The following is an 18,631-nucleotide window of genomic DNA, read 5'->3' on the forward strand; positions in this document are numbered from 1 at the left end:
CCGCGCCCGACGGGGCCAAATGGCGCTTCCTGCACAGACGACGAGCGACCCTTCCGATGGACGACACCCTGGCCAAGCTGCCGCGAGCCTTCGCCGGCGCCACCGTGCTGGTGCTGGGCGATGTGATGCTGGATCGGTTCGTCTACGGCGCGGTGGACCGCATCTCGCCCGAGGCGCCGGTGCCGGTGATCGCCGTCGAGCGCGAGACGGCGATGCTGGGCGGGGCGGGCAACGTGGCTCGCAACGTCGCGGCCCTGGGCGGTCGGGCGGTGCTGGTGGGGGTGGTCGGCGACGACGACGCCGGCCGGACGCTGAACGGCCTGATCGACCGCGAGCCCAGCCTCGACTCGGCCCTGATCGTCAACGCCCGCCGCCGCACCACCGAGAAGACCCGCTACATCTCCGGATCGCACCAGATGCTGCGCGCCGACCGCGAGGACCGCGGCGAGGCCGACGGCCAAGCCCTGCTGGCGGCGTTCCACGCCCACCTGCGCGAGGTCGACGTGGTGGTGCTGTCCGACTACGCCAAGGGCGTGCTGACCCCCGTGGTGCTGAAGGCCGCCATCGCCGCCGCCAACGCCGCCGGCAAGCCGGTGATCGTCGACCCCAAGAGCCGGGACTTCTCGCGCTATGACGGTGCGACGCTGATCAAGCCCAACCGCCGCGAGGCCGCCGAGGCCACCGGCGTGACCGGAGCCGGCGACGAGGCCGCGGCCGAGGCCGCCGACGCCATCCTGGCCGGCGCGCCCAACCTGTCGGCCACCCTGATCACCCGGGGCGGGGCGGGGATGACCCTGGCGGTGCGCGGCGAGGCCCCGGTCCATCTGCCGGCGACGGCCCTGGAGGTGTTCGACGTCTCGGGGGCCGGCGACACCGTGGCCGCGACCTTGGCGCTGGCGCTGGCAAGGGGTGCGCGTCCGCTGGACGCGGCGCGGCTTGCCAACCTGGCCGCCGGCCTGGTGGTGGCCAAGCTGGGCACCGACGTGGTCACCGCCGACGAGCTGGTCGGTCTGGCCCATGGCGAGCACGCCGATCCCGTCGCCGACAAGATCGCCGACCTGGACGGGGCCCTGGCCATCGTCGCCGGCTGGCGGGCCCGCGGCCTGAAGGTGGGCTTCACCAATGGCTGCTTCGACCTGCTGCACCCGGGCCACGTGTCGCTGCTGGCCCAGGCCAAGGCCGCCTGCGACCGGCTGATCGTCGGCCTGAACACCGACGCCTCGGTCCAGCGCCTGAAGGGCCCGACCCGGCCGGTGCAGAAGGAGGGCGGCCGCGCCACCGTTCTGGCCTCGCTGTCGGCCGTCGACCTGGTGGTGCTGTTCGACGAGCCGACGCCGCTGACCCTGATCAAGGCCTTCCGCCCCGACGTGCTGGTCAAGGGCGCCGACTATACGGTCGAGACCGTGGTCGGCTCCGACGTGGTGCTGGGCTATGGCGGCAAGGTGGTGCTGGCCGAGTTGAAGGCCGGCCAGAGCACGACCAACCTGATCGGCCGGATGAACGCCAAGGGCTAGGGTTTGTTCGCGAGCCGTTGCGGACCTTCGGCCAGAAAGCTGGGCTATTCGTATGAGCAGACGCTACCTAATTAGAGATGAAGTCGATGGAGCGCTGCGCCGTGGTAGAACGGTAGAGTGCTTCTTGGGCGGATTTCAGCGGGATGGGTTAAACGGAATACGCCGTATCGCTCTAAGTTTAGTCGATGGAACGGTCATCCTCAATCTTTATGAAAGTCGAGATTTTGGAGGTATCGTTTTCTTGGATTTATACGTATTTGGCCCTTTCGATGCGAACCTTGAGCTCGATGAGCCCGATGAAGCCATGTCGTTCATTGAACTAGAAGATTGTCTTGGAGCGATGGAACAACGTTGGCCCGGCAGCAGCGGTAGGCTCGTCAACGAGGGTGTTTTGCAAGACGAGTACGCAGACTACGTCGCTAGTCGATCGCTCAGCCGGCAAGAGTAGCTCCGCAACGCAGCCTTAGCCGATCCTCGGTGCCGCTTTCTGGCCCACGCGGCGTTGTCGTCGACGCCGGCTAGAAGTTAAGATCCCCGCGCCAAGGTGAAGCTTGAGGAGAATGCCCGCAATTTAGCCGCTAAGTCGGTCGATGACCGGTGTTCAGCAAGTTCTTGTTAAACAAAACGGCGCATCGATCGAACGATGCAGCCTGAATGCGCGTGGGCATGAGCGTCGAACGTACCCTTCACCACTTCCCCCTGGACCCGGCCTCGCGCCAGGTGCGTCTCGCCCTGGGCGAGAAGCGCTTGCCGTTCGTCGAGGTGCAAGTCCGCTATTGGGAAGGGCCGGCCGAGTTCCTCAAGCTCAACCCATCGGGCGTGCCGCCGGTTCTGGTCGAGACCAAGCACCAGCGCACCACGGTGATCGCCGAGAACCGCGCCATCCTCGAGCACATCGAGGAACAGGAGCCCGAGCCGGCCCTGCTGGGCCGCGAGCCGGGCGAGCGGGCCGAGGCGCGCCGCCTGCTGCAATGGTTCGACCGCAAGTTCGACAACGAGGTCAACGGCTTCCTGCTGCACGAGAAGATGGAAAAGCGGCTGCTGCGGCTAGGCGCGCCGGACCTGTCGTCGCTGCGCCGGGGCCGTGACGCCCTGCGCCAGCATCTCGAATATATCGAAGGCCTGCTGAACGCCCGCGACTGGCTGGCCGGCCGCCGCATGAGCCTGGCCGACTTCGCCGCCGCCGCCCACCTGTCGGTGATCGACTATTTCGGCGACGTGCCGTGGAAGGACTTCCCGGCGACCAAGACCTGGTACATGAAGCTGAAGTCCAGGCCCGCCTTCCGACCCATCCTGGCCGATCGCTGGCCGGGCCTGGCGCCGGTCGCGCACTATGACGATCTCGACTTCTAGGCGTTCCGGCGCGTAAGACGGTTGGAGCGTATTCCTCGTCCTTCGACAGGCTCAGGATGAGGAATACGACCGCCGACGCCGCAAAGTAGCCCTCATCCTGAGCTTGTCGAAGGACGAGGGCGGTCCACAGATCGGTCAGCCGAGTGTTCCCAGATTCCCGCCACCCCAATGAAGCCTTGCGGGAAGAAATCCGCGCCGAGGCCCTGCGGCTGGGCTTCGACGCGTGCGGTTTCGCCAGCGCCAGCGACGCCTGGCCCAATGGCGGCTGGCTGCGTGACTTCGTGGCCGAGGGCTTCCACGGGGCCATGGGCTGGATGGAGGAGACGCTGGACCGCCGCGCCCATCCCACGGCCATGTGGACCGACGCGAAGACGGCGGTGGTGCTGGGCGTCAACTACGGCCCCGAGCACGACCCGCTGCTGGCGCTGGAGGATCCGACCCGCGCCGCGATCAGCGTCTACGCCCAGGGCGATGACTATCACGAGGTGATCAAGAAGCGGCTGAAGGCCCTGGCCCGCTGGATGCACGGCCGGTTCGGCGGCGAGGTGAAGGTGTTCGTCGACACCGCCCCGCTGATGGAAAAGCCCCTGGCCCAGCGGGCTGGCGTGGGCTGGCAGGGCAAGCACACCAACCTGGTCTCGCGCCAGTTCGGCTCGTGGCTGTTCCTGGGCAGCGTGCTGACCACCCTGGACCTGCCGGCCGACCCGCCCGAACGCGACCACTGCGGCTCATGCACCGCTTGCCTCGACATCTGCCCGACGGGGGCCTTCCCAGCCCCGAACCGGCTGGATGCACGGCGCTGCATCTCCTACCTGACGATCGAGCTGGCCGGGCCGATCCCGGTCGAGTTCCGGCCCGCCCTGGGCAACCGCATCTATGGCTGCGACGACTGCCTGGCCGCCTGCCCGTGGAACAAGTTCGCCCGCCTCTCCAGCGAGATGGCCTTCCACGCCCGCGAGGCCTTGAAGGGACCCTCGCTAGCGGACCTGGCCGGACTGGACGACCCGGCGTTCCGGGCGCTGTTCACCAAGAGCCCGGTCAAGCGCATAGGCCGCGACCGCTTCGTGCGCAACGTGCTCTACGCGATCGGCAACAGCGGCGACCCGGCGCTGATGGCCGCGGTCGAGCCGCGGCTGGCCGACCCCTCGCCCGTGGTGCGCGACGCGGCGGTATGGGCGGCGGGCCGGCTTGCGTCTGAGATATAGGGACGTGATGGCGGCGTAAGCCTTGCGCCTATCGTCGTCGGCGGCCCATGTCGGACTGGCGGAAGGTTTCCGAAAACCAACCCGTTCGTCGCCACGGCGCGCTGGCGTGATAAGCAGCACGCTGGGGATCGCCAGGAGCGCGATTCTTATTGTTGATCCTAGACCGTGAGTGCGCCGCGAATGACTTGCCCGACCGGCACTGGCAAGAGTGAGCCGACGATCACCGTCGCGATCGTCGCCTATCAAAGCGGTCCGACCTTGGATCGCTGCCTGGCCGGCCTGGCCGCTCAAACCTTCACCGACTTCGAGATCCTGCTGGTCGACAACGCGTCGACCGATGGAGCGCCCCAGCGCGCCGCAGCGGCCAATCCGGCGATCCGGCTGATCTCGCCCGGCGACAATCTCGGATTCGCAGCCGGCAACAATCTCGCGGCGCGTGAGGCGCGCGGCCGGTGGCTGGCCCTGCTCAATCCTGACGCCTATCCGCGCGCGGACTGGCTGGAAAACATGGTGTCCGCCGCGGACCGCTATCCGCACATCCATAGCTTCACCTCACGCCAGCTGATGGCCGAGAACCCTAGCCTGCTGGATGGGTTGGGGGATGTGATGTCCGGCGTCGGCGTGCCCTATCGGGGAGGCTACAGCCGGCCCGATCCAGGCGACCTGCCGACAGGCGAAGTGTTCTCGCCGTGCGGCGCGGCGATGCTGATCGACAGGTCGCTGTTCTTGGCCATGGGCGGCTTTGACGAAAGCTTCTTCTGCTATTGCGAAGATGTCGACCTGGGCTACCGGCTTCGATTGCGGAACGAGGCGACCCTGGTGGTTCCCGACGCGGTGGTCCTGCACGAAGGCTCGGTTTCGTCCGGTGGGCCGAGATCGGAATTCGCGGTGTTCCATGGCACGCGCAACCGGCTTTGGCTGCTGATCAAGAATACGCCGCTACTGCTGACGCCGATCGTGCTGCCGCTGCATTTCCTGGTGGTGGCGATCATCATGACCCGTAAGTTCGGGCGGTTGCAGGCGCGGGTCACGATCAGGGCCCTGCTGGCCGCGCTGAGCAATCTGGGACCCGTCTTGATCTCTCGCCGAAAGGTTCAGAAGGCGCGGACCGCGTCCACTTGGGCCATCGCCAGCGCCATGACCTGGAACCTCAACGACGTACGACGGGCGCGGACCGTCATCCGGAAGCCGAAAGCTCCTCGATCAGCCGGCGCATGAACGCCGCCCCGCGCTCCATCTGGCTGATCTCGACATATTCGTCCGGCTGGTGGGCCTGGTCGATCGAACCCGGGCCGCAGATCACGGTCGAGAAGCCCGCGCCCTGGAACTGGCCAGCCTCGGCGGCGTAGGGCACGACGCGGGGCGGGCCGTTATCGCCGGCGATGCGGCGGGCGAAGATCTCCGCCGCTCCATCCACCTCGGGGGCGAAGGCGGGGGTCATCGAGCGGGTCTCGACCACCACGCCGCCTTCCGGAGCCCTGGCCTTGATCTTGGCGTCCATCGTCTCCGCCAAGGCGAAGAAGTCGGCCAGGATCGCCCTGGGTTCCAGGCCGGACGGGACCCGCAGATCGAAGATGAACACGCATTCGCGGGCCAGGATGTTGACCGCCGTGCCGCCGTTCACCTGGCCGACGGTCAGGGTCGCGCCCTTGGGGGTGAATGGCGAGGCGGGATCAGCCTCGCGCTCCAGCCGCTCGGACAGCTCGACCAGATGGTTCATCAGCTTGATGGCGACCATGTTGGCCGAGACGCCCAGGTGGGTCAGGCTGGAATGCGCCTCGCGGCCGGTCACGGTGACGCGGAAGCTGGCGATGCCCTTGTGGCCGCGCACGGCGACCATGTCGGTGGGCTCGCCGACCACCACCAGGGCGGGGCGGGGCAGTTCGTTGGCGATCACCGCGATCATGTCCGGCGCGCCCAGGCAGCCGACCTCCTCGTCATAGGAGAAGGCCAGGTGGACGGGGCGGTCGATGCCTGCCTTGACCAGGTCCGGCGCCGCGGCCAGGGCCAGGGCCAGGAAGCCCTTCATGTCGCAGGTTCCCCGGCCGTACAGCCGGCCGTCGCGCGGCGTCAGGACGAACGGGTCGCTGCTCCACGGCTGACCGTCCACCGGCACCACGTCGGTGTGGCCCGACAGCACGATTCCGCCCGGGATCGCCGGACCGATGCTGGCCAGCAGGTTGCTCTTGGCGCCGTCGTGGCTGGGTATACGCCGCGACTCGACGCCGAGGTCCGACAGATAGGCCTCGACCCACTCGATCAGGGCCAGGTTGGACAGCCGCGAGGTGGTGTCGAAGGCCACCAGGGCGGCGAGGATGTCGATCGCCCGAGCAGCCAGCGTTTCTGAGGAAGCGTGCATGACGCGACCCTAGCGCGCCTCCCGCCCGCCGCCTATCGGCGACAAGCGGTGAGACGCGAAAGCCTGCGACGCCTCGTCCGGCGGCGCCTGGCCGCCGGGCGAGGGCGCGACTAGATCAGAACGAAGTCCGAGGCCTGCAGCAGGACCGACGCCTCGAACGCCGCCAGGAGATGGGCGGCGCCAGCGCCCGCGCCGTCGGCGTCGAACCAAAGCTCGTGCGAGCCGGTGTCGAAGTAGAAGGTGGCCGCGCCCGAGGTCGGCGCCGCGTTCAGGCCGGAAAGGAAGGTGGGCGCGGTTCCCGGCGTCAGGCCGAAGCCGGAGGCCTGAAGCGCGACCTTGTCGCCTTCCGCAGCGCGGAAGTCGGCGATGAAGTCGCCGCCGTCTCCCGCACCGGCGAACACGAACCGGTCGGCGCCCGCGCCACCGAACAGCTGGTCGCGACCGGGGCCGCCCGCCAAGACGTCATCGCCGTCGTCGCCGTACAGGCTGTCGTTTCCGGTTTCGCCGAACAGCTGGTCGGCGCCGCCCTGGCCATAGACCCGATCGTCGCCCTCGCCGGCGTAGATCAGATCGACGCCCCCTTCGCCGAACACCAGGTCGTCGCCGGCCTGGCCGTAGAGGCGATCGTCGCCGCCGCCGCCGACCAGGACGTCGTCGCCGGCGTCGCCCAGCAGCAGATCGGCGCCGTCGTGGCCGTAGAGGGCGTCGTTGTTGTCGCCGCCGACCAGGACGTCGTCGCCGGCCTCGCCGAACAGGTTGTCGGCGCCGTCCTGGCCATAGAGCACGTCGTCGCCCAGCCCGCCGTAGAGACCGTCGGATCCCGCCTCGCCCAGGATCACGTCATTGCCCTCTTGGCCGAAGACCATGTCATTGCCCAGGCCGGCATAAAGCGTGTCTGCGCCGGTTTCGCCGTAGAGGATGTCGTCGCCTTCCTGCCCGTAGAGCTGGTCGTCGCCCGCGCCGCCGATCAGGCCGTCGGCGCCAGCCTCGCCGAACAGGACGTCAGCGCCGGCGTCGCCCCAGACCACGTCGTTTCCGTCGCCGCCGATCAGGGCGTCGTTTCCGTCGCCGCCCCAGAGCAGGTCGTTGCCGCCGCCGCCGATCAGCAGGTCGACACCCTCCTGCCCCAGCAGCTGATCGCCCTGGCCCGAGCCCACCATTACGTCGTCGGCCTTGGACCCGATCACGTGGTGAATGTCCACCAGGGTGTCGACGCCCGAAACCGCGCTGTAGGCTATGCCGGTCGCCAGGTTGACGTTCACGCCGGTGATGTCGTCGATGTAGGACGCGGCGTTGTCGCCGGTTCCGCGTTCGATCCGGTCGTCGCCCGCGCCGCCGCTCAGCTGGCTGCGGCCCGCACCGCCGATCAGGTGGTCGGCTCCGTCTCCGCCGTACAGCCGGCCGGTGGATCCGCCGCCGATCAGGGTGTCGTCGCCCAGGCCGCCGAGGATGAAGTTCTCGCCCGAGCCGCCGGTGATGGTGTCGGCGCCGTCGCCGCCATCAAGGTCGTTGTAGCCGCTTCCGCCGACCAGCACGTCGCCGCCCGAGCCGCCGGCGACGTGGATGATCTCGATATTGGCCACCGAGCCGCCAAAGGCGCCGCCCACCGTGATCGTGGTCGTGCCGCCGCCGCTGAAGTCGGCATGAACGGCCTGGGTCCGATCGCCGAAATACAGGAAGGCCTGGTCGTTTCCGGCGCCGCCGTCCACGATGTCGGCGCCGCCGCCAACGCGGGGGTCGTATGCCGAATTCCAGCCCGCGGCGGACAGTTGGGCGCTCATCACAGCGCCGGTGAAGATGTTGTCGTCGCCGCCGCCGCCCAGCAGCGTGTCGTCGCCCAGACCGCCCGACAGCAGGTCGTTGCCCGCCCCTCCGTCGAGGACATTGCTGACGCCCGACGCGACGCTGTACTGTAGCACCTCCAGCCATTCGTCGGCGAACGAGCCGGTGACGGACCCTTGCGCATAAAGGGACACGTGTTCAATCGAGCTGAGGTGATCGACCCCGCCGAAGGCATGGGAATAGACGCCGGTCGTCAGGTTCACCGTCGCGACGCCGGGGCCGAACGGCTGGACCATGAGCGTGTCGAAGCCGTCGCCGCCGTTGACCGTGTCGTCGCCGCCGCCGGGGTCGAACCAGTCGTCGCCGTCGCCGCCGATCAGGGTGTCGTCGCCGTCCCCGCCCTGTATGCCGTCCCGAATGCTGGAGCCGACGATATAGTCCGCGTCGTTCGAGCCGATGATGGACAGAACGTCCGAATAGGGCTGGCCGTCGGGCGAGAACGACTGGAACGTCCAGTGGGACAGATCGACATGGTCGCCCGACACAGCCTGGATGATGAGGGTGTCCGACTTGGCACCGCCGATCACCACGGGCGCGGCGCCCAATTGCTGGGCGGTGAACCAGGACATCTGCAGCGCGGCGAAGGCCCCGGGGCCGTTGTTGCTGAACGTCACGCCTTCGATGCTGGTCAGGGTGGCCGTGTAGAGATTGGCCGAGCCCTGGGCCGCGATCAGGTCGCGTCCGGACCCACCGTCATAGACCTCCATGAGCGGGTTCTCGTAGGTCCAGCCGTCGAAGGTGTCGCTGACCACGATGATGTCGTCGCCTGCCTCGCCATAGAAGCTGTCGTTGCCGCTTTCGCCGTACAGGATGTCGTTTCCGTCGGCGCCGTACAGTATGTCGTCGCTGCCGCGGCCGTGAAGGACGTCGTCTCCGGCCAGTCCATCTATGTCATCGGGCTCGGAGCCCCCCAGGAGGACATCATTGCCCGCCGTCCCCGTAATCGTCGCCATATCGCACTAACCTCAAGCTCGACCGTTCGCCAACATATTGCAGTCAGCCGCAAGTGCAACCTAGGTGAGGTGCGATCTAGGCGGGGGCTCGCTCCTTCGGCGCCTGGATCTTCATGGGCAGGACGTCGATCAGTTCGATGCGGAAGATCATCACGCTGTTGCCGGGAATCGGGCCCTTGTCCTGGGCGCCATAGCCCAGCTCAGGCGGCACGTAGAGGGTCCATTCGTCGCCCGGGCGCATCATGACCAGCGCTTCTTTCCAGGCCGGCACCAGGCCCTGCAGTGGGAACGAGGCGGGCACGCCCCGCTCGTAGGAGCTGTCGAACACCGTGCCGTCGACCAGCTTGCCCTCGTAATTGACCTTGACCTCGTCTGTGGGCGCCGGCTTGGCGCCGCCGGGCGGGCCCGAGCGGACGACCTTGTACTGCAGGCCGTCGGCCAGGGTGACCACGCCCGGCTGCTTGGCGTTCTGGGCCAGGAAGGCCTGGGCCGCGGCCAGGCTTTCCTGCTGCTTCTTGCTGGGACCGCAGGCGGACAGGGCCAGGGCCGCGGCGAGAACAGCGCCGAGAAGGAGCTTGGGGGCGAGGGCGAAACCGAGGGGACGGACCATGGAACGACGGGCTCCGACAAACATTCGCCCGTGCTAGACCAATTCGCGCCCGACCGCGCGCCGATTTTCGGCAGCCCCGAGCTTGGCCGGAGTTTGAGACGCGCAGTCACAGAACAATGGTGGCGCCCGATCGCAGCGCGCCCTAGAAACCGTCCCCACCAGTGACCGCTCACGAGGCCTTCATGAAACCCGTCCGCAAAGCCGTCCTTCCCGTCGCAGGCTTCGGCACCCGAGTCCTGCCCGGCACGAAGACGACCCCGAAGGAGCTGCTGAACGTCGTCGATCGGCCGATCCTGTCGTACATCGTCGAAGAAGGCCGCGCCGCGGGCATCGAGCATTTCGTCTTCGTGACGGGGCGCAACAAGGGCGCGATCGAGGACTATTTCGACCACCAGGTCGAGCTGGAGGCGGCCCTGGCCGCCAAGGGCAAGACCGCCCTGCTTGAGGAGCTGCTGGGCGAGCTGCCCCGGCCGGGCGAGATGAGCTTCGTGCGCCAGATGGCCCCGCTGGGGCTGGGCCACGCGGTGTGGTGCGCCCGCGACATCGTCGGCGACGAGCCGTTCGCGGTGATGCTGCCCGACATGGTGATGTCGGCGTCCAAGCCGGCCCTGGCCCAGGCGATCGAGGCCTACGACCAGAAGGGCGGCAACATCGTCGTGGTCGAGCCGGCGCCGGAGGGCATGGCCCACCAGTACGGCATCGTGGCGCTGGACGGCCAGGAGGGCCGCCTGAACCGCATGACCGGCATGGTCGAGAAGCCGCCGAAGGGAACCGAGCCCTCGAACCTGTTCATCTCGGGCCGCTACATCCTGCAGCCGGAAATCTTCGACCTGCTGGAAAACCAGGGCAAGGGCGCCGGCGGCGAGATCCAGCTGACCGACTCGATGCTGACCCTGCTGGAAAGCCAGGACTTCCACGCCCTGGAATACGAGGGCGAGACCTATGACTGCGGCGACAAGATCGGCCTGCTGCGGGCCAATGTCGCCCTGGCGCTCAAGCGCCCCGACCTGGCCGACGCGGCCCGGGCGATGATCCAGGGGCTGCTGTAATCTCTGGATTGGGGACAGGCGCATGCGCCTGTCCCCGTCCGATCCCAGACGCCTAATGGCAGGCGTCGGTGCGTTCCTGAAAGCCGATCACACCGCCCGCGGCGGATAGCCCTTTTCGCGCAGGGCGTTCATGACGTCCTGGGTGTGCTGGGCGTCGCGGGTCTCGATGGTGATGTCGAACTCCGCGCCCTTGGCCGGCACGTCCAGGGCCAGGCGGTTGTGGTTGACCTCGATGATGTTGGCGCCCATCGACCCGATGACGCTGGCCACGGTGGACAAGAGGCCGGGGCGGTCGTCGCCGACGATGCGCAGGGACACCAGGCGCTGGGCGCGGACCAGCTCGCGGGTCAGGACCGAGGCCAGCAGGCGGGTGTCGATATTGCCGCCGCACAGGATCAAGCCGCATTTCTTGCCGCGGAACCGTTCCGGATAGGCCAGCAGGGCGGCCAGGGAGGCGGCGCCGGCCCCTTCGGCGATGGTCTTCTCGACATTGCAGTACAGGGCCACGGCCTGCTCGATATGCGGCTCTTCCAGCAGCAGCACGTCGTCGATCAGCGGCCGGGCGACGCCGTAGGTCAGGTCGCCCACGGTCTTGACCGCCACGCCCTCGGCGATGGTTTGGCCGCCGCAGTGGGCGGCCACGCCGCGCATCTTGGCGGTGAACGACGGATACATCGCCGGCTCGCAGCCGATGATGTGAATGTCGGGCTTGACCGCCTTGGCCGCGGTGGCCACGCCGCTGATCAGTCCGCCTCCGCCGATCGGCACGGGCAGGACCTCCAGGTCCGGCGCGTCCTCCAGCATCTCCAGGGCGATGGTGCCCTGGCCGGCCATGATGTCGTAGTCGTCGAACGGGTGGACGAAGGTCAGGTCCTGCTCGGCCTGCAGCTTGCGGGCGTGGGCCGAGGCGTCGTCATAGGTCTCGCCCTCGATGACCACCGTCGCCCCGAAGTCGCGGGTGTGCTGCACCTTCACGAACGGGGTGGTCTTGGGCATGACGATGGTCACCGGTACGCCCAGCCGCGCGCCGTGATAGGCCAGGCCCTGGGCGTGGTTGCCGGCGCTGGCGGCGATGACGCCCTTGGCCTTCTCGGAGTCCGACAACAGCATCAGCTTGTTCAGCGCGCCGCGCTCCTTGTAGGCGGCGGTGAACTGCAGGTTCTCGAACTTCACCCACACCTCGGCGCCGGTGATCTTGGACAGCGTCCGGGAGTAGCGGCACGGCGTGCGCTCGATCTGACCGGAGAGGCGGGCCGCGGCGGCGCGGATGGTGGTGATGTCGAGGGTCATTGGGCCTGTCGTTCTGAAGGTTGGGGAACCTAGGCTGAGGCCTTCCGGACCGCAAGGTTGACGCCTTTTCGAGGCGGGAAAATGCTCGAGAGGAGGTTGTTGCGTCGGTTTTGAGCCTCGTCTAGAGAGTGCCGATGGGTACCGACGAACTCCACTCCACCGAGGCCGCGAAGTTCGTGGCCGCCGCCGCCGCTCTGCAACATGTGATCGATCCGATCGAGGTGGAGGCCCTGGCGTCCGAGGCCGGAGTGAAGGATGGCCGCGCCATGGCGCGGCTGCTGATCGCCCACCTGCAAGGCGGGGAAGCCGAGCAAGCGGTCTCGCTTGGAGCCGGCGCGGTGGAGCGCCGCCGCGATTTGGCGCTGATCTGCCGCGAACTGGTCAATCACGCACCGACCACCGAACGTACGTTGCGGACACTGGCGCGGGCCCTGAAGTTGAGCGCCCCCCATCATCCCCTGGCCGCCATGGCCGACAGCCAAGCGCTTTGGGTCAGGCCCGCCTTCGACGCCACCTGGGACAAGGATCGGCTCACGGCGTTCGCTCCCCTGGCCGGCGGCTTTCCCAACACCTTCGACGGCCTGCTGCTCAGCACCGAAAACCCGGTCGGAGCCTGGGCTTTGTGCACGGTGGCCGAACGCCGAGGCGATCGCGTCGCGCTTGAGCTCGAGGATGCCGGGCTGATCGTCGATAATTTCAATATCGCCCCGCCCTGTATCCTGGTGGCCGCGATGTCCAGCCAGCCACTTGAGCCTTGGGCGAACCTGGCCGCGAAGCTGCGCCGCGGCCTGCGCCGTCTGGCCAACGATTAGGAAGACGACTTGGACCTGTCCACCCTCCTTTGCGGCCTGGCCCCCGTCGGTCCGCAAGACCATCAGCGCAAGCTGGGCGCGCTGAAATTCGCTCACGACAAACTGCGCGAGATCGAACCCGAACTGGACTTCCTGGACTTCGTGCGCGGGGTTCCCGCCTCGATCCTGGGCCAGACCTTCGGCTATTCCGGCGAAGATTTCTATTTCACGGCGTTGCTGAGCGTCGCCGCGCGCGACCGCGCCGGCTTCGATCCCGTGACCGCGGCGGTGCTGAACCGCATCGTGCTGCAGATGAACTTCCAGACCCGGTTCATCGGTTCGCGAGGCCTGCCCGAGGCCTTGGTGCACGACGGCGCGCTCGAGCTCTTCGCGCCCTGCATGGCCAATGGCAACGTCGTCATCGGCCTCCAGGTCGTGCCCGAGAACCCCAATCCGCGCGATCCGCCGAAATGGGCGGAGTGCTCGCACATCGAACTGGCGACCCACGCCATGCTCTGGCGCGAGCTGGCCGACGTAGGGCCTGTGATGGCGGACCTGGGCCGCAATCGGATCGGCTGCCTGGCCTTGACCCTCCCCGTGGCCAACCTAGGCGCGCGGATCGACACCGCCGAGCGTTACGCCAGCCTGTCCCACCTCTTCCACGACGACAGCTTCTTCGTGATCTCGGCTTCCGCCGAGGTGGCCCTCAAAGCTGTCGCCGACCTGGAGCGAGCCGAGCCGGAAGCCCGCATCGTTTCGCGGGTTTATGACGCTTCGAACGGCGAGCGCCGAGCCGTCGTCATCGCGTCCGGTCTATCGCGCCTGCCCAGTCTGACCCTTGAGAATGGTATCGAGCAGGTCTGCGAAATATCCGGTGGACGCCCGCGCGCCGAGCGTGGAGAGGATGGCTTTGCCGAGCATCGTTTCTGGCATGGTCCGGACGGAGCGACCCATGAGGTCGTCAAGCTGCGGCCGCCTATCGCCGTGGTCGCTTCCGCGCCGATGCCCGAAGAGGCGCGGCGCCACATTTCCGCCGACCAGATCTTTCCCCACCTGGCGCACAGCTTCAAGAACGGCTCGATCGTATCGTCGATCGACCAGTTCCACGTCACCTATCTGCATTTCGACGGCCAGGGTCGCCTGATCGACGACGTCGGCGAGGCGTCCAACCTGCCCAACACGCCGATCGTCAGGGCCAGCACGGTCGACGCCGAAGGCGTGAAGTGGGGCCTGTTGAAGGCCAACCGCCGCATTCACGTCAAGGGTGCGGCCATGCCGCTGACCTTCACGCCGACCCTGCACCACTTCCACTCGCACTTCCTGCTGCAGTGCTTTCCACGCGTGCTCATCCTCCGCGACCTCGGGATCGAGGCCACCATCCTGGTGCCGCCGACCCTGAGGAAGAAGCAGCGGCAGATGCTGAACATGGTCGGCATCCCGGATGAGCGCATCGTCGTCATTCCGCCGGACGCCATTGTCCAGGCCGATGAGATGATCGTGCCTCAGCCTTGGCCGCTGGTGTTCTCGCCCTACACCTTGTCCATCTACGACGAGATGGCTCGCAAGGTGGATCCAAATCCAGGCAAGCCGTCGCGGCGGCTGCTGATCAGCCGTGAGCAGCGCACCAGCTGGCGCAACATGCTGACCTACGACGCCGTGCGGCAGATGCTGGTGGATCGCTACAACTTCGAGGTCCTGCGGCCCGAATTGCTGTCGCTGGAAGACGAGATCATCGCCTACCGCGACGCCGCGATGATGATCGGCGCCGAGGGGGCGGGGCTCTACAGCGCCGTCTATGCCCGTCCAGGCCAGGTCTTCATGGCGATCGGCGACGAAGACTACATCATGCCGATCCTCAGCAGCGCTGCCAGCGGTCGCAACTTCGATGTCGGCTATGTTTTCGGCGAAAGCATCCGGGCCGACTCGGACGTCGAACGGCGACTGCCGGCCGGTCACTCCGACTTCGTGATCGACCCCGAGAAGGTGGCGACGCTGATCGAACGGGTGATGGCCTCGCGGGCCTAGCGGCTCGCGCCATCGGCATGAGTCGGCAGCGGCTGGCCGTTGACGTTGATGCCGCCCTGCGGGCGTTCGCCGTGCCGGATCGTAGTGACGATCCCAACCGCGACCACGGCGATGATCACCAGGACGATCGTCAGGAATTCCCAGCGCATGAATCGCGTGGTCCACCCGACACTGGTGATGGGCTCGTCTTCCTGCATGGCGTTCTCCTCGCAAGAGGAACGCCGCGCCGGTGCGCAGGGTTGCCCGGCGCCTGAAGCTTCCTGGGAACAGCGGATCCCGTTTTCCAGAAAAACGGCGCGAGGACAGACCTTAGGCACCGGCCTGGATCATCCTGAAGGCGGCGAGATCCTTCAGGTTTTTCCAGCCCCATCCCGACAGGCTCCAGACGCCGTCCTGCCAGCGATACTGGCCGGCCAAGGCGTGCCGCAATCCCTTGAGGCCGAGGATCTGCAGGCCGTCGTGGCGCAAGGCCCACCTGCCCACGACCGCGCCGTGCTCATCCAGAACGCCGCCGTCCGCGTCCAGGACGACGTGCCGTGAGCCCTCCAGCAGGTCGAGACGCCAGCGGCCGATGATCTGTTTGACGGGCAGGCGCACCGTCGGCGCCGCATGAGGCGAGGCGTCCCATTGGTCGGCCTGGGCCTGGGTCGCGCGCGACAGGATGACGGCGAACCGTCCGTCCGCCTCGGCGACGCCCGACAGGCGCAGGAGGGCGGGGTCTCCGCCGACCGCGCAGAGCATCACGTACTCGCCATCGACCTGACGGACTTCGTAAACCCCGCCATCGGCGACCGCGACCGGCGCCGGGAACGCCGGATCTTCGTTGTCCGTGAAGGCGCACAGCAGGGCGGCCTCGTGATTGGGCGATCCCACCCACGGTCGCGGCGTCTCGATGACCTTCCGCGTCCGATCGACGCCGAGACCCGTGACCGCCGGGTCCTGTCGAACGGAGGACAGCGGGATGTCGATGAACAGGCTCCAGTGGTTCCGCTCGTGGATCAGCTCTGCCGGCGCGAGGGTCAGATTCCGGCCGTCGCTGACGAGGCGCTCGTAGCGCTTAACGCCCCAGAGGCGGTTATTGTAATGCACTGTCAGGCCGTTGCGTTCGAACAGCCACGTGGCGATCGAAGCATCATCCTCATCGCGAATATGTCCGTCGCGACCCAGGGTGGCTGCTTGCGGAGTCTCTCCCTTGAGGTTCCTCAACGTCACGGCCGAGTCCAGGATGGACTCGAGCACCGCTTCGTCGAACACCGGCAACAAGGTCCGCGCCACGTCGCTGACGTCCACCGTGCCGACCCAATGGAAATCGCCCGCGGGTTCCGCCTCGAAGATCCGATCCGAGAGGAACTCCAGCACCTGCCCGCCTTCGGTCGGATTGGACTTCCTGATCAAGTGGCGACCGGCGGTGTCGGCCTGTTCGCAGATCGTCGGCAGCAGTGAGTCCACCGCGTCTTCCGTGGGGAAGCGCACATACGGGTGGATCATGTCGTCCTTGAGATCGAACGAAGCCGCCACGGTATCAAAGAAATTCATCTCAGGCCCAAAGCCGAGATTCATCACCGAGAACATCTCCGGAATGCGCTCATCCGAATGGATGAAGTCCGCGTATTTCCGGTTGGCGAAAAAGAAGGGCGACCCATTGCGCATCTCGTACTTGAGAAGCGTCTTGTGGGCCCAGGACATCGCCAGGGGGTGCAGCCGGCGCGAATAGGAAGCCCCGTTCTCGCTCGAGGTATCCACGAACTCCTGCAGGCGCGAGAACGACATCCAGCGGACGTCTTGCTGATAGGACGAAATCGAATACCGGTGGGCGGAGGCGCGTACGTCGCCGGAGATCGACACGGGCGTCTCGTTGAAACTGAAAGTGGTCGAGCGGAAGCGGGTTTCGGGCGGCGCGGGGAACATGGGATGCGTGGTGAGCGCCCGGAACTTGTCCGCGCGCCCTGTCTCGATGACCTCGTCCATCGCCTCGTTGTAGAGCGCGGGCAGGTTGTCGACGATTTCGTCGGGCCACTCGCGCCGCCAGGCCCATGGGCCGTGAAAGTGGGCGTATTTCTTGAAGCTTTCAGCACCTTTCGCCGCATGCTGACGCAGCTGACGCAGATTGACGGCGGGATAGGAACGATCGCACACGACCTGTATCCAGGCGTCGGGCGTCGTGGTCTCCGAAAAGGCCTTCATCACCTCCAGCACGTTCTGGAAGAGCAGCTTCTGCCCGCCCCAGGTGACGGTCGGGCGGATCAGGATCTGGGCGTCCTCGACCAGGAGCAGCGCGCTGGCTCGCGACAGGTCGGCGGGACGACCGTCGCCGCCGATCGAGACGATGAGCTTCACCCCCTTGCCGGCATAGGCCGTCAGGGTCCGCAGAAGCCGGTTGGCGTCCGCGCGCCAGGTCATCATCAACCACAGCGGCGAGGCTGGGTCGTTCCTGACCCGCGCCGAGACGACGCTCGCGGCCTTCGAGGTCAGGCCCGGCGCGCCTCTGTCGGAATCGAGCGGCGCGATGCGTGGCAAGGTCGCGAAGCGCCCGGCGCGATAGGCTAACCGCCAGGCGGCGGTCGCCGTGGCCAGACTGGGGCCATCATGGAAGCCGTGGAATGATTCCCGATAGACCGCCTCGACCGTTCCGGCCACGCCGGCGTCGGCGGCTAGAACCTCTGGGGCCGTGGCGACGTCCTGCAGCGCTTCAGGATTGGTTGCGCCAGCCAACGCGCTCTCCTGACGGGCGCGAACACCCAGGAGGAAGGGCTCGAAGCCCTCCGGGGCCAGCTTGGATCGCGTCCATGACCTGCGCGCGCGCGCGACGTCGCCATGGACAGCGACGCTGTCGGTCGCTGCGGCGAGCGCCATGCGGTAGGGGCGCGACCAGCCTCTCGCGTTAGCGATCCCGGCGACCGTGAGAGCCAGGTCCACGTCCAGTATTCCGCCAAGACTTTCCGGGGCCAAGGCCTCGATCATGGCATGGTCGCTGTACGCCAGGATCGCAGGGAGGTAGGCGCGCTCGGCCGGTGCCTCGGCCCGTTGGGCGAGGACCTCCGGTGAGACGCCGAGGTCTTCCAGAAGCGCCATGCGCTCGCACGACGCCTGGGAAATGGTCGGCAGAAAGCCTCCATCGGGCCGGGCCGCCACCGCCTTGCCGATGACCGCCACCAGATCCAAGCGGCGGCAAGTGACGGCCGCCTTGACCAGCGCGCCGAGCCTTTCCAGATAGATCGCCGGCAGGGCGTCGAATGTCGCCAGCATGGGCTCCAGCAGCGCGATCACCTCCTGGGGGCGGTCAAGGCGTTCCATCTGCCGCGAGAGATCCAGGCGCACGCCGACGTCGTGCGGCGCATGCACCCGCAGGCGCATCAGAAGATCTGTGGCCAGGTCGGGGTCGCCTTCGACGATCGCCTGGTGCGCAGCCTGGATCAGCAGGTTGATCGTCAAGCCGAGCAGATCGGGTCGTTCGCCGGCGTTCTGCTTGTCGCTGAGCGCCAGCAGCTTGTTGTATCCGAGGGCCGCGACGCATGCGCCGGCCAGCGCCGTGTGAGCCGCGATTTCGACGACCGGCGGCGCGGGCGGTCCGGCGCCCTTGAGAGCGTCGTCAACGGCTTTGACCGCGGCCGCGATTTTGCGCTTGTCGTCTGCCATCTTG

At 67.3% G+C, this 18,631-nt stretch carries 14 protein-coding genes and 1 pseudogene; 8 read left to right on the forward strand and 7 right to left on the reverse strand.

Features of this window, described 5'->3' with window-relative positions; all coding sequences use genetic code 11:
- Positions 1-56 precede the first annotated feature (56 nt).
- The 4 genes from rfaE1 (at position 57) to queG (ending at position 4,072) form a co-directional block, all read left to right on the forward strand.
- A complete protein-coding gene (rfaE1, locus tag ASD47_RS09265; RefSeq protein ID WP_056754845.1) occupies positions 57-1,514 on the forward strand; it encodes a D-glycero-beta-D-manno-heptose-7-phosphate kinase in 1,458 nt (485 codons plus the stop codon).
- Between the two features lie 52 nt (positions 1,515-1,566).
- Entirely contained in the window at positions 1,567-1,962 is a 396-nt protein-coding gene (locus ASD47_RS26605; protein ID WP_156402186.1) for a hypothetical protein, read from the forward strand.
- A gap of 218 nt (positions 1,963-2,180) precedes the next feature.
- Positions 2,181-2,867 (forward strand): glutathione S-transferase family protein, encoded by a 687-nt coding sequence (locus ASD47_RS09270; RefSeq protein ID WP_056755658.1) that lies wholly within the window; start codon positions 2,181-2,183, stop codon positions 2,865-2,867.
- 143 nt (positions 2,868-3,010) lie between these two features.
- On the forward strand, positions 3,011-4,072 hold the full coding sequence (queG, locus tag ASD47_RS09275) for a tRNA epoxyqueuosine(34) reductase QueG (protein ID WP_056754847.1): 1,062 nt from the start codon (positions 3,011-3,013) through the stop codon (positions 4,070-4,072).
- Positions 4,073-4,124: 52 nt separating this feature from the next.
- Here the strand turns inward: queG and ASD47_RS28180 are convergent.
- A pseudogene (locus ASD47_RS28180) lies at positions 4,125-4,222 on the reverse strand (dTDP-4-dehydrorhamnose 3,5-epimerase); the annotation flags it as partial.
- A gap of 30 nt (positions 4,223-4,252) precedes the next feature.
- On the opposite strand from ASD47_RS28180, the gene ASD47_RS09280 reads away from it, so the two are divergent.
- Positions 4,253-5,290, forward strand: a complete 1,038-nt coding sequence (locus ASD47_RS09280; RefSeq protein ID WP_056754849.1) for a glycosyltransferase family 2 protein — start codon at positions 4,253-4,255, stop codon at positions 5,288-5,290.
- Here the strand turns inward: ASD47_RS09280 and argE are convergent.
- The 3 genes from argE to ASD47_RS09295 all read right to left on the reverse strand — a co-directional run bounded on the left by argE (position 5,250) and on the right by ASD47_RS09295 (position 9,836).
- Positions 5,250-6,431, reverse strand: coding sequence for an acetylornithine deacetylase (gene argE / locus ASD47_RS09285; RefSeq protein ID WP_056754851.1), 1,182 nt, complete (start codon positions 6,429-6,431; stop codon positions 5,250-5,252). The genes ASD47_RS09280 and argE overlap by 41 nt on opposite strands.
- A gap of 110 nt (positions 6,432-6,541) precedes the next feature.
- Positions 6,542-9,226, reverse strand: coding sequence for a calcium-binding protein (locus ASD47_RS09290; RefSeq protein WP_056754854.1), 2,685 nt, complete (start codon positions 9,224-9,226; stop codon positions 6,542-6,544).
- 76 nt (positions 9,227-9,302) lie between these two features.
- The gene (locus tag ASD47_RS09295) at positions 9,303-9,836 is read right to left on the reverse strand and encodes an FKBP-type peptidyl-prolyl cis-trans isomerase (protein ID WP_056754858.1); all 534 of its coding nucleotides are present in this window, start codon (positions 9,834-9,836) and stop codon (positions 9,303-9,305) included.
- A 182-nt stretch (positions 9,837-10,018) separates the two neighbouring features.
- On the opposite strand from ASD47_RS09295, the gene ASD47_RS09300 reads away from it, so the two are divergent.
- Positions 10,019-10,885: a UTP--glucose-1-phosphate uridylyltransferase gene (locus ASD47_RS09300; RefSeq protein WP_056754861.1), complete on the forward strand. Its 867-nt coding sequence runs from the start codon at positions 10,019-10,021 to the stop codon at positions 10,883-10,885.
- An 87-nt stretch (positions 10,886-10,972) separates the two neighbouring features.
- Here ASD47_RS09300 and ASD47_RS09305 read toward each other — a convergent pair whose 3' ends face one another.
- On the reverse strand, positions 10,973-12,175 hold the full coding sequence (locus tag ASD47_RS09305) for a threonine ammonia-lyase (protein WP_056754864.1): 1,203 nt from the start codon (positions 12,173-12,175) through the stop codon (positions 10,973-10,975).
- Between the two features lie 176 nt (positions 12,176-12,351).
- On the opposite strand from ASD47_RS09305, the gene ASD47_RS09310 reads away from it, so the two are divergent.
- Together ASD47_RS09310 and ASD47_RS09315 are read left to right on the forward strand one after the other, a co-directional pair.
- Positions 12,352-12,987, forward strand: a complete 636-nt coding sequence (locus tag ASD47_RS09310; protein WP_156402187.1) for a hypothetical protein — start codon at positions 12,352-12,354, stop codon at positions 12,985-12,987.
- 9 nt (positions 12,988-12,996) lie between these two features.
- Positions 12,997-14,991: a DUF563 domain-containing protein gene (locus tag ASD47_RS09315; protein WP_056754870.1), complete on the forward strand. Its 1,995-nt coding sequence runs from the start codon at positions 12,997-12,999 to the stop codon at positions 14,989-14,991.
- Here the strand turns inward: ASD47_RS09315 and ASD47_RS09320 are convergent.
- Entirely contained in the window at positions 14,988-15,188 is a 201-nt protein-coding gene (locus ASD47_RS09320; protein ID WP_056754873.1) for a hypothetical protein, read from the reverse strand. The two genes, ASD47_RS09315 and ASD47_RS09320, sit on opposite strands and share 4 nt — an antisense overlap.
- Before the next feature lie 112 nt (positions 15,189-15,300).
- Positions 15,301-18,627 (reverse strand): hypothetical protein, encoded by a 3,327-nt coding sequence (locus ASD47_RS09325; protein WP_056754877.1) that lies wholly within the window; start codon positions 18,625-18,627, stop codon positions 15,301-15,303.
- Positions 18,628-18,631: the final 4 nt, after the last annotated feature.

Source organism: Caulobacter sp. Root1472, assembly GCF_001426985.1.
Lineage (GTDB): Bacteria > Pseudomonadota > Alphaproteobacteria > Caulobacterales > Caulobacteraceae > Caulobacter > Caulobacter rhizosphaerae.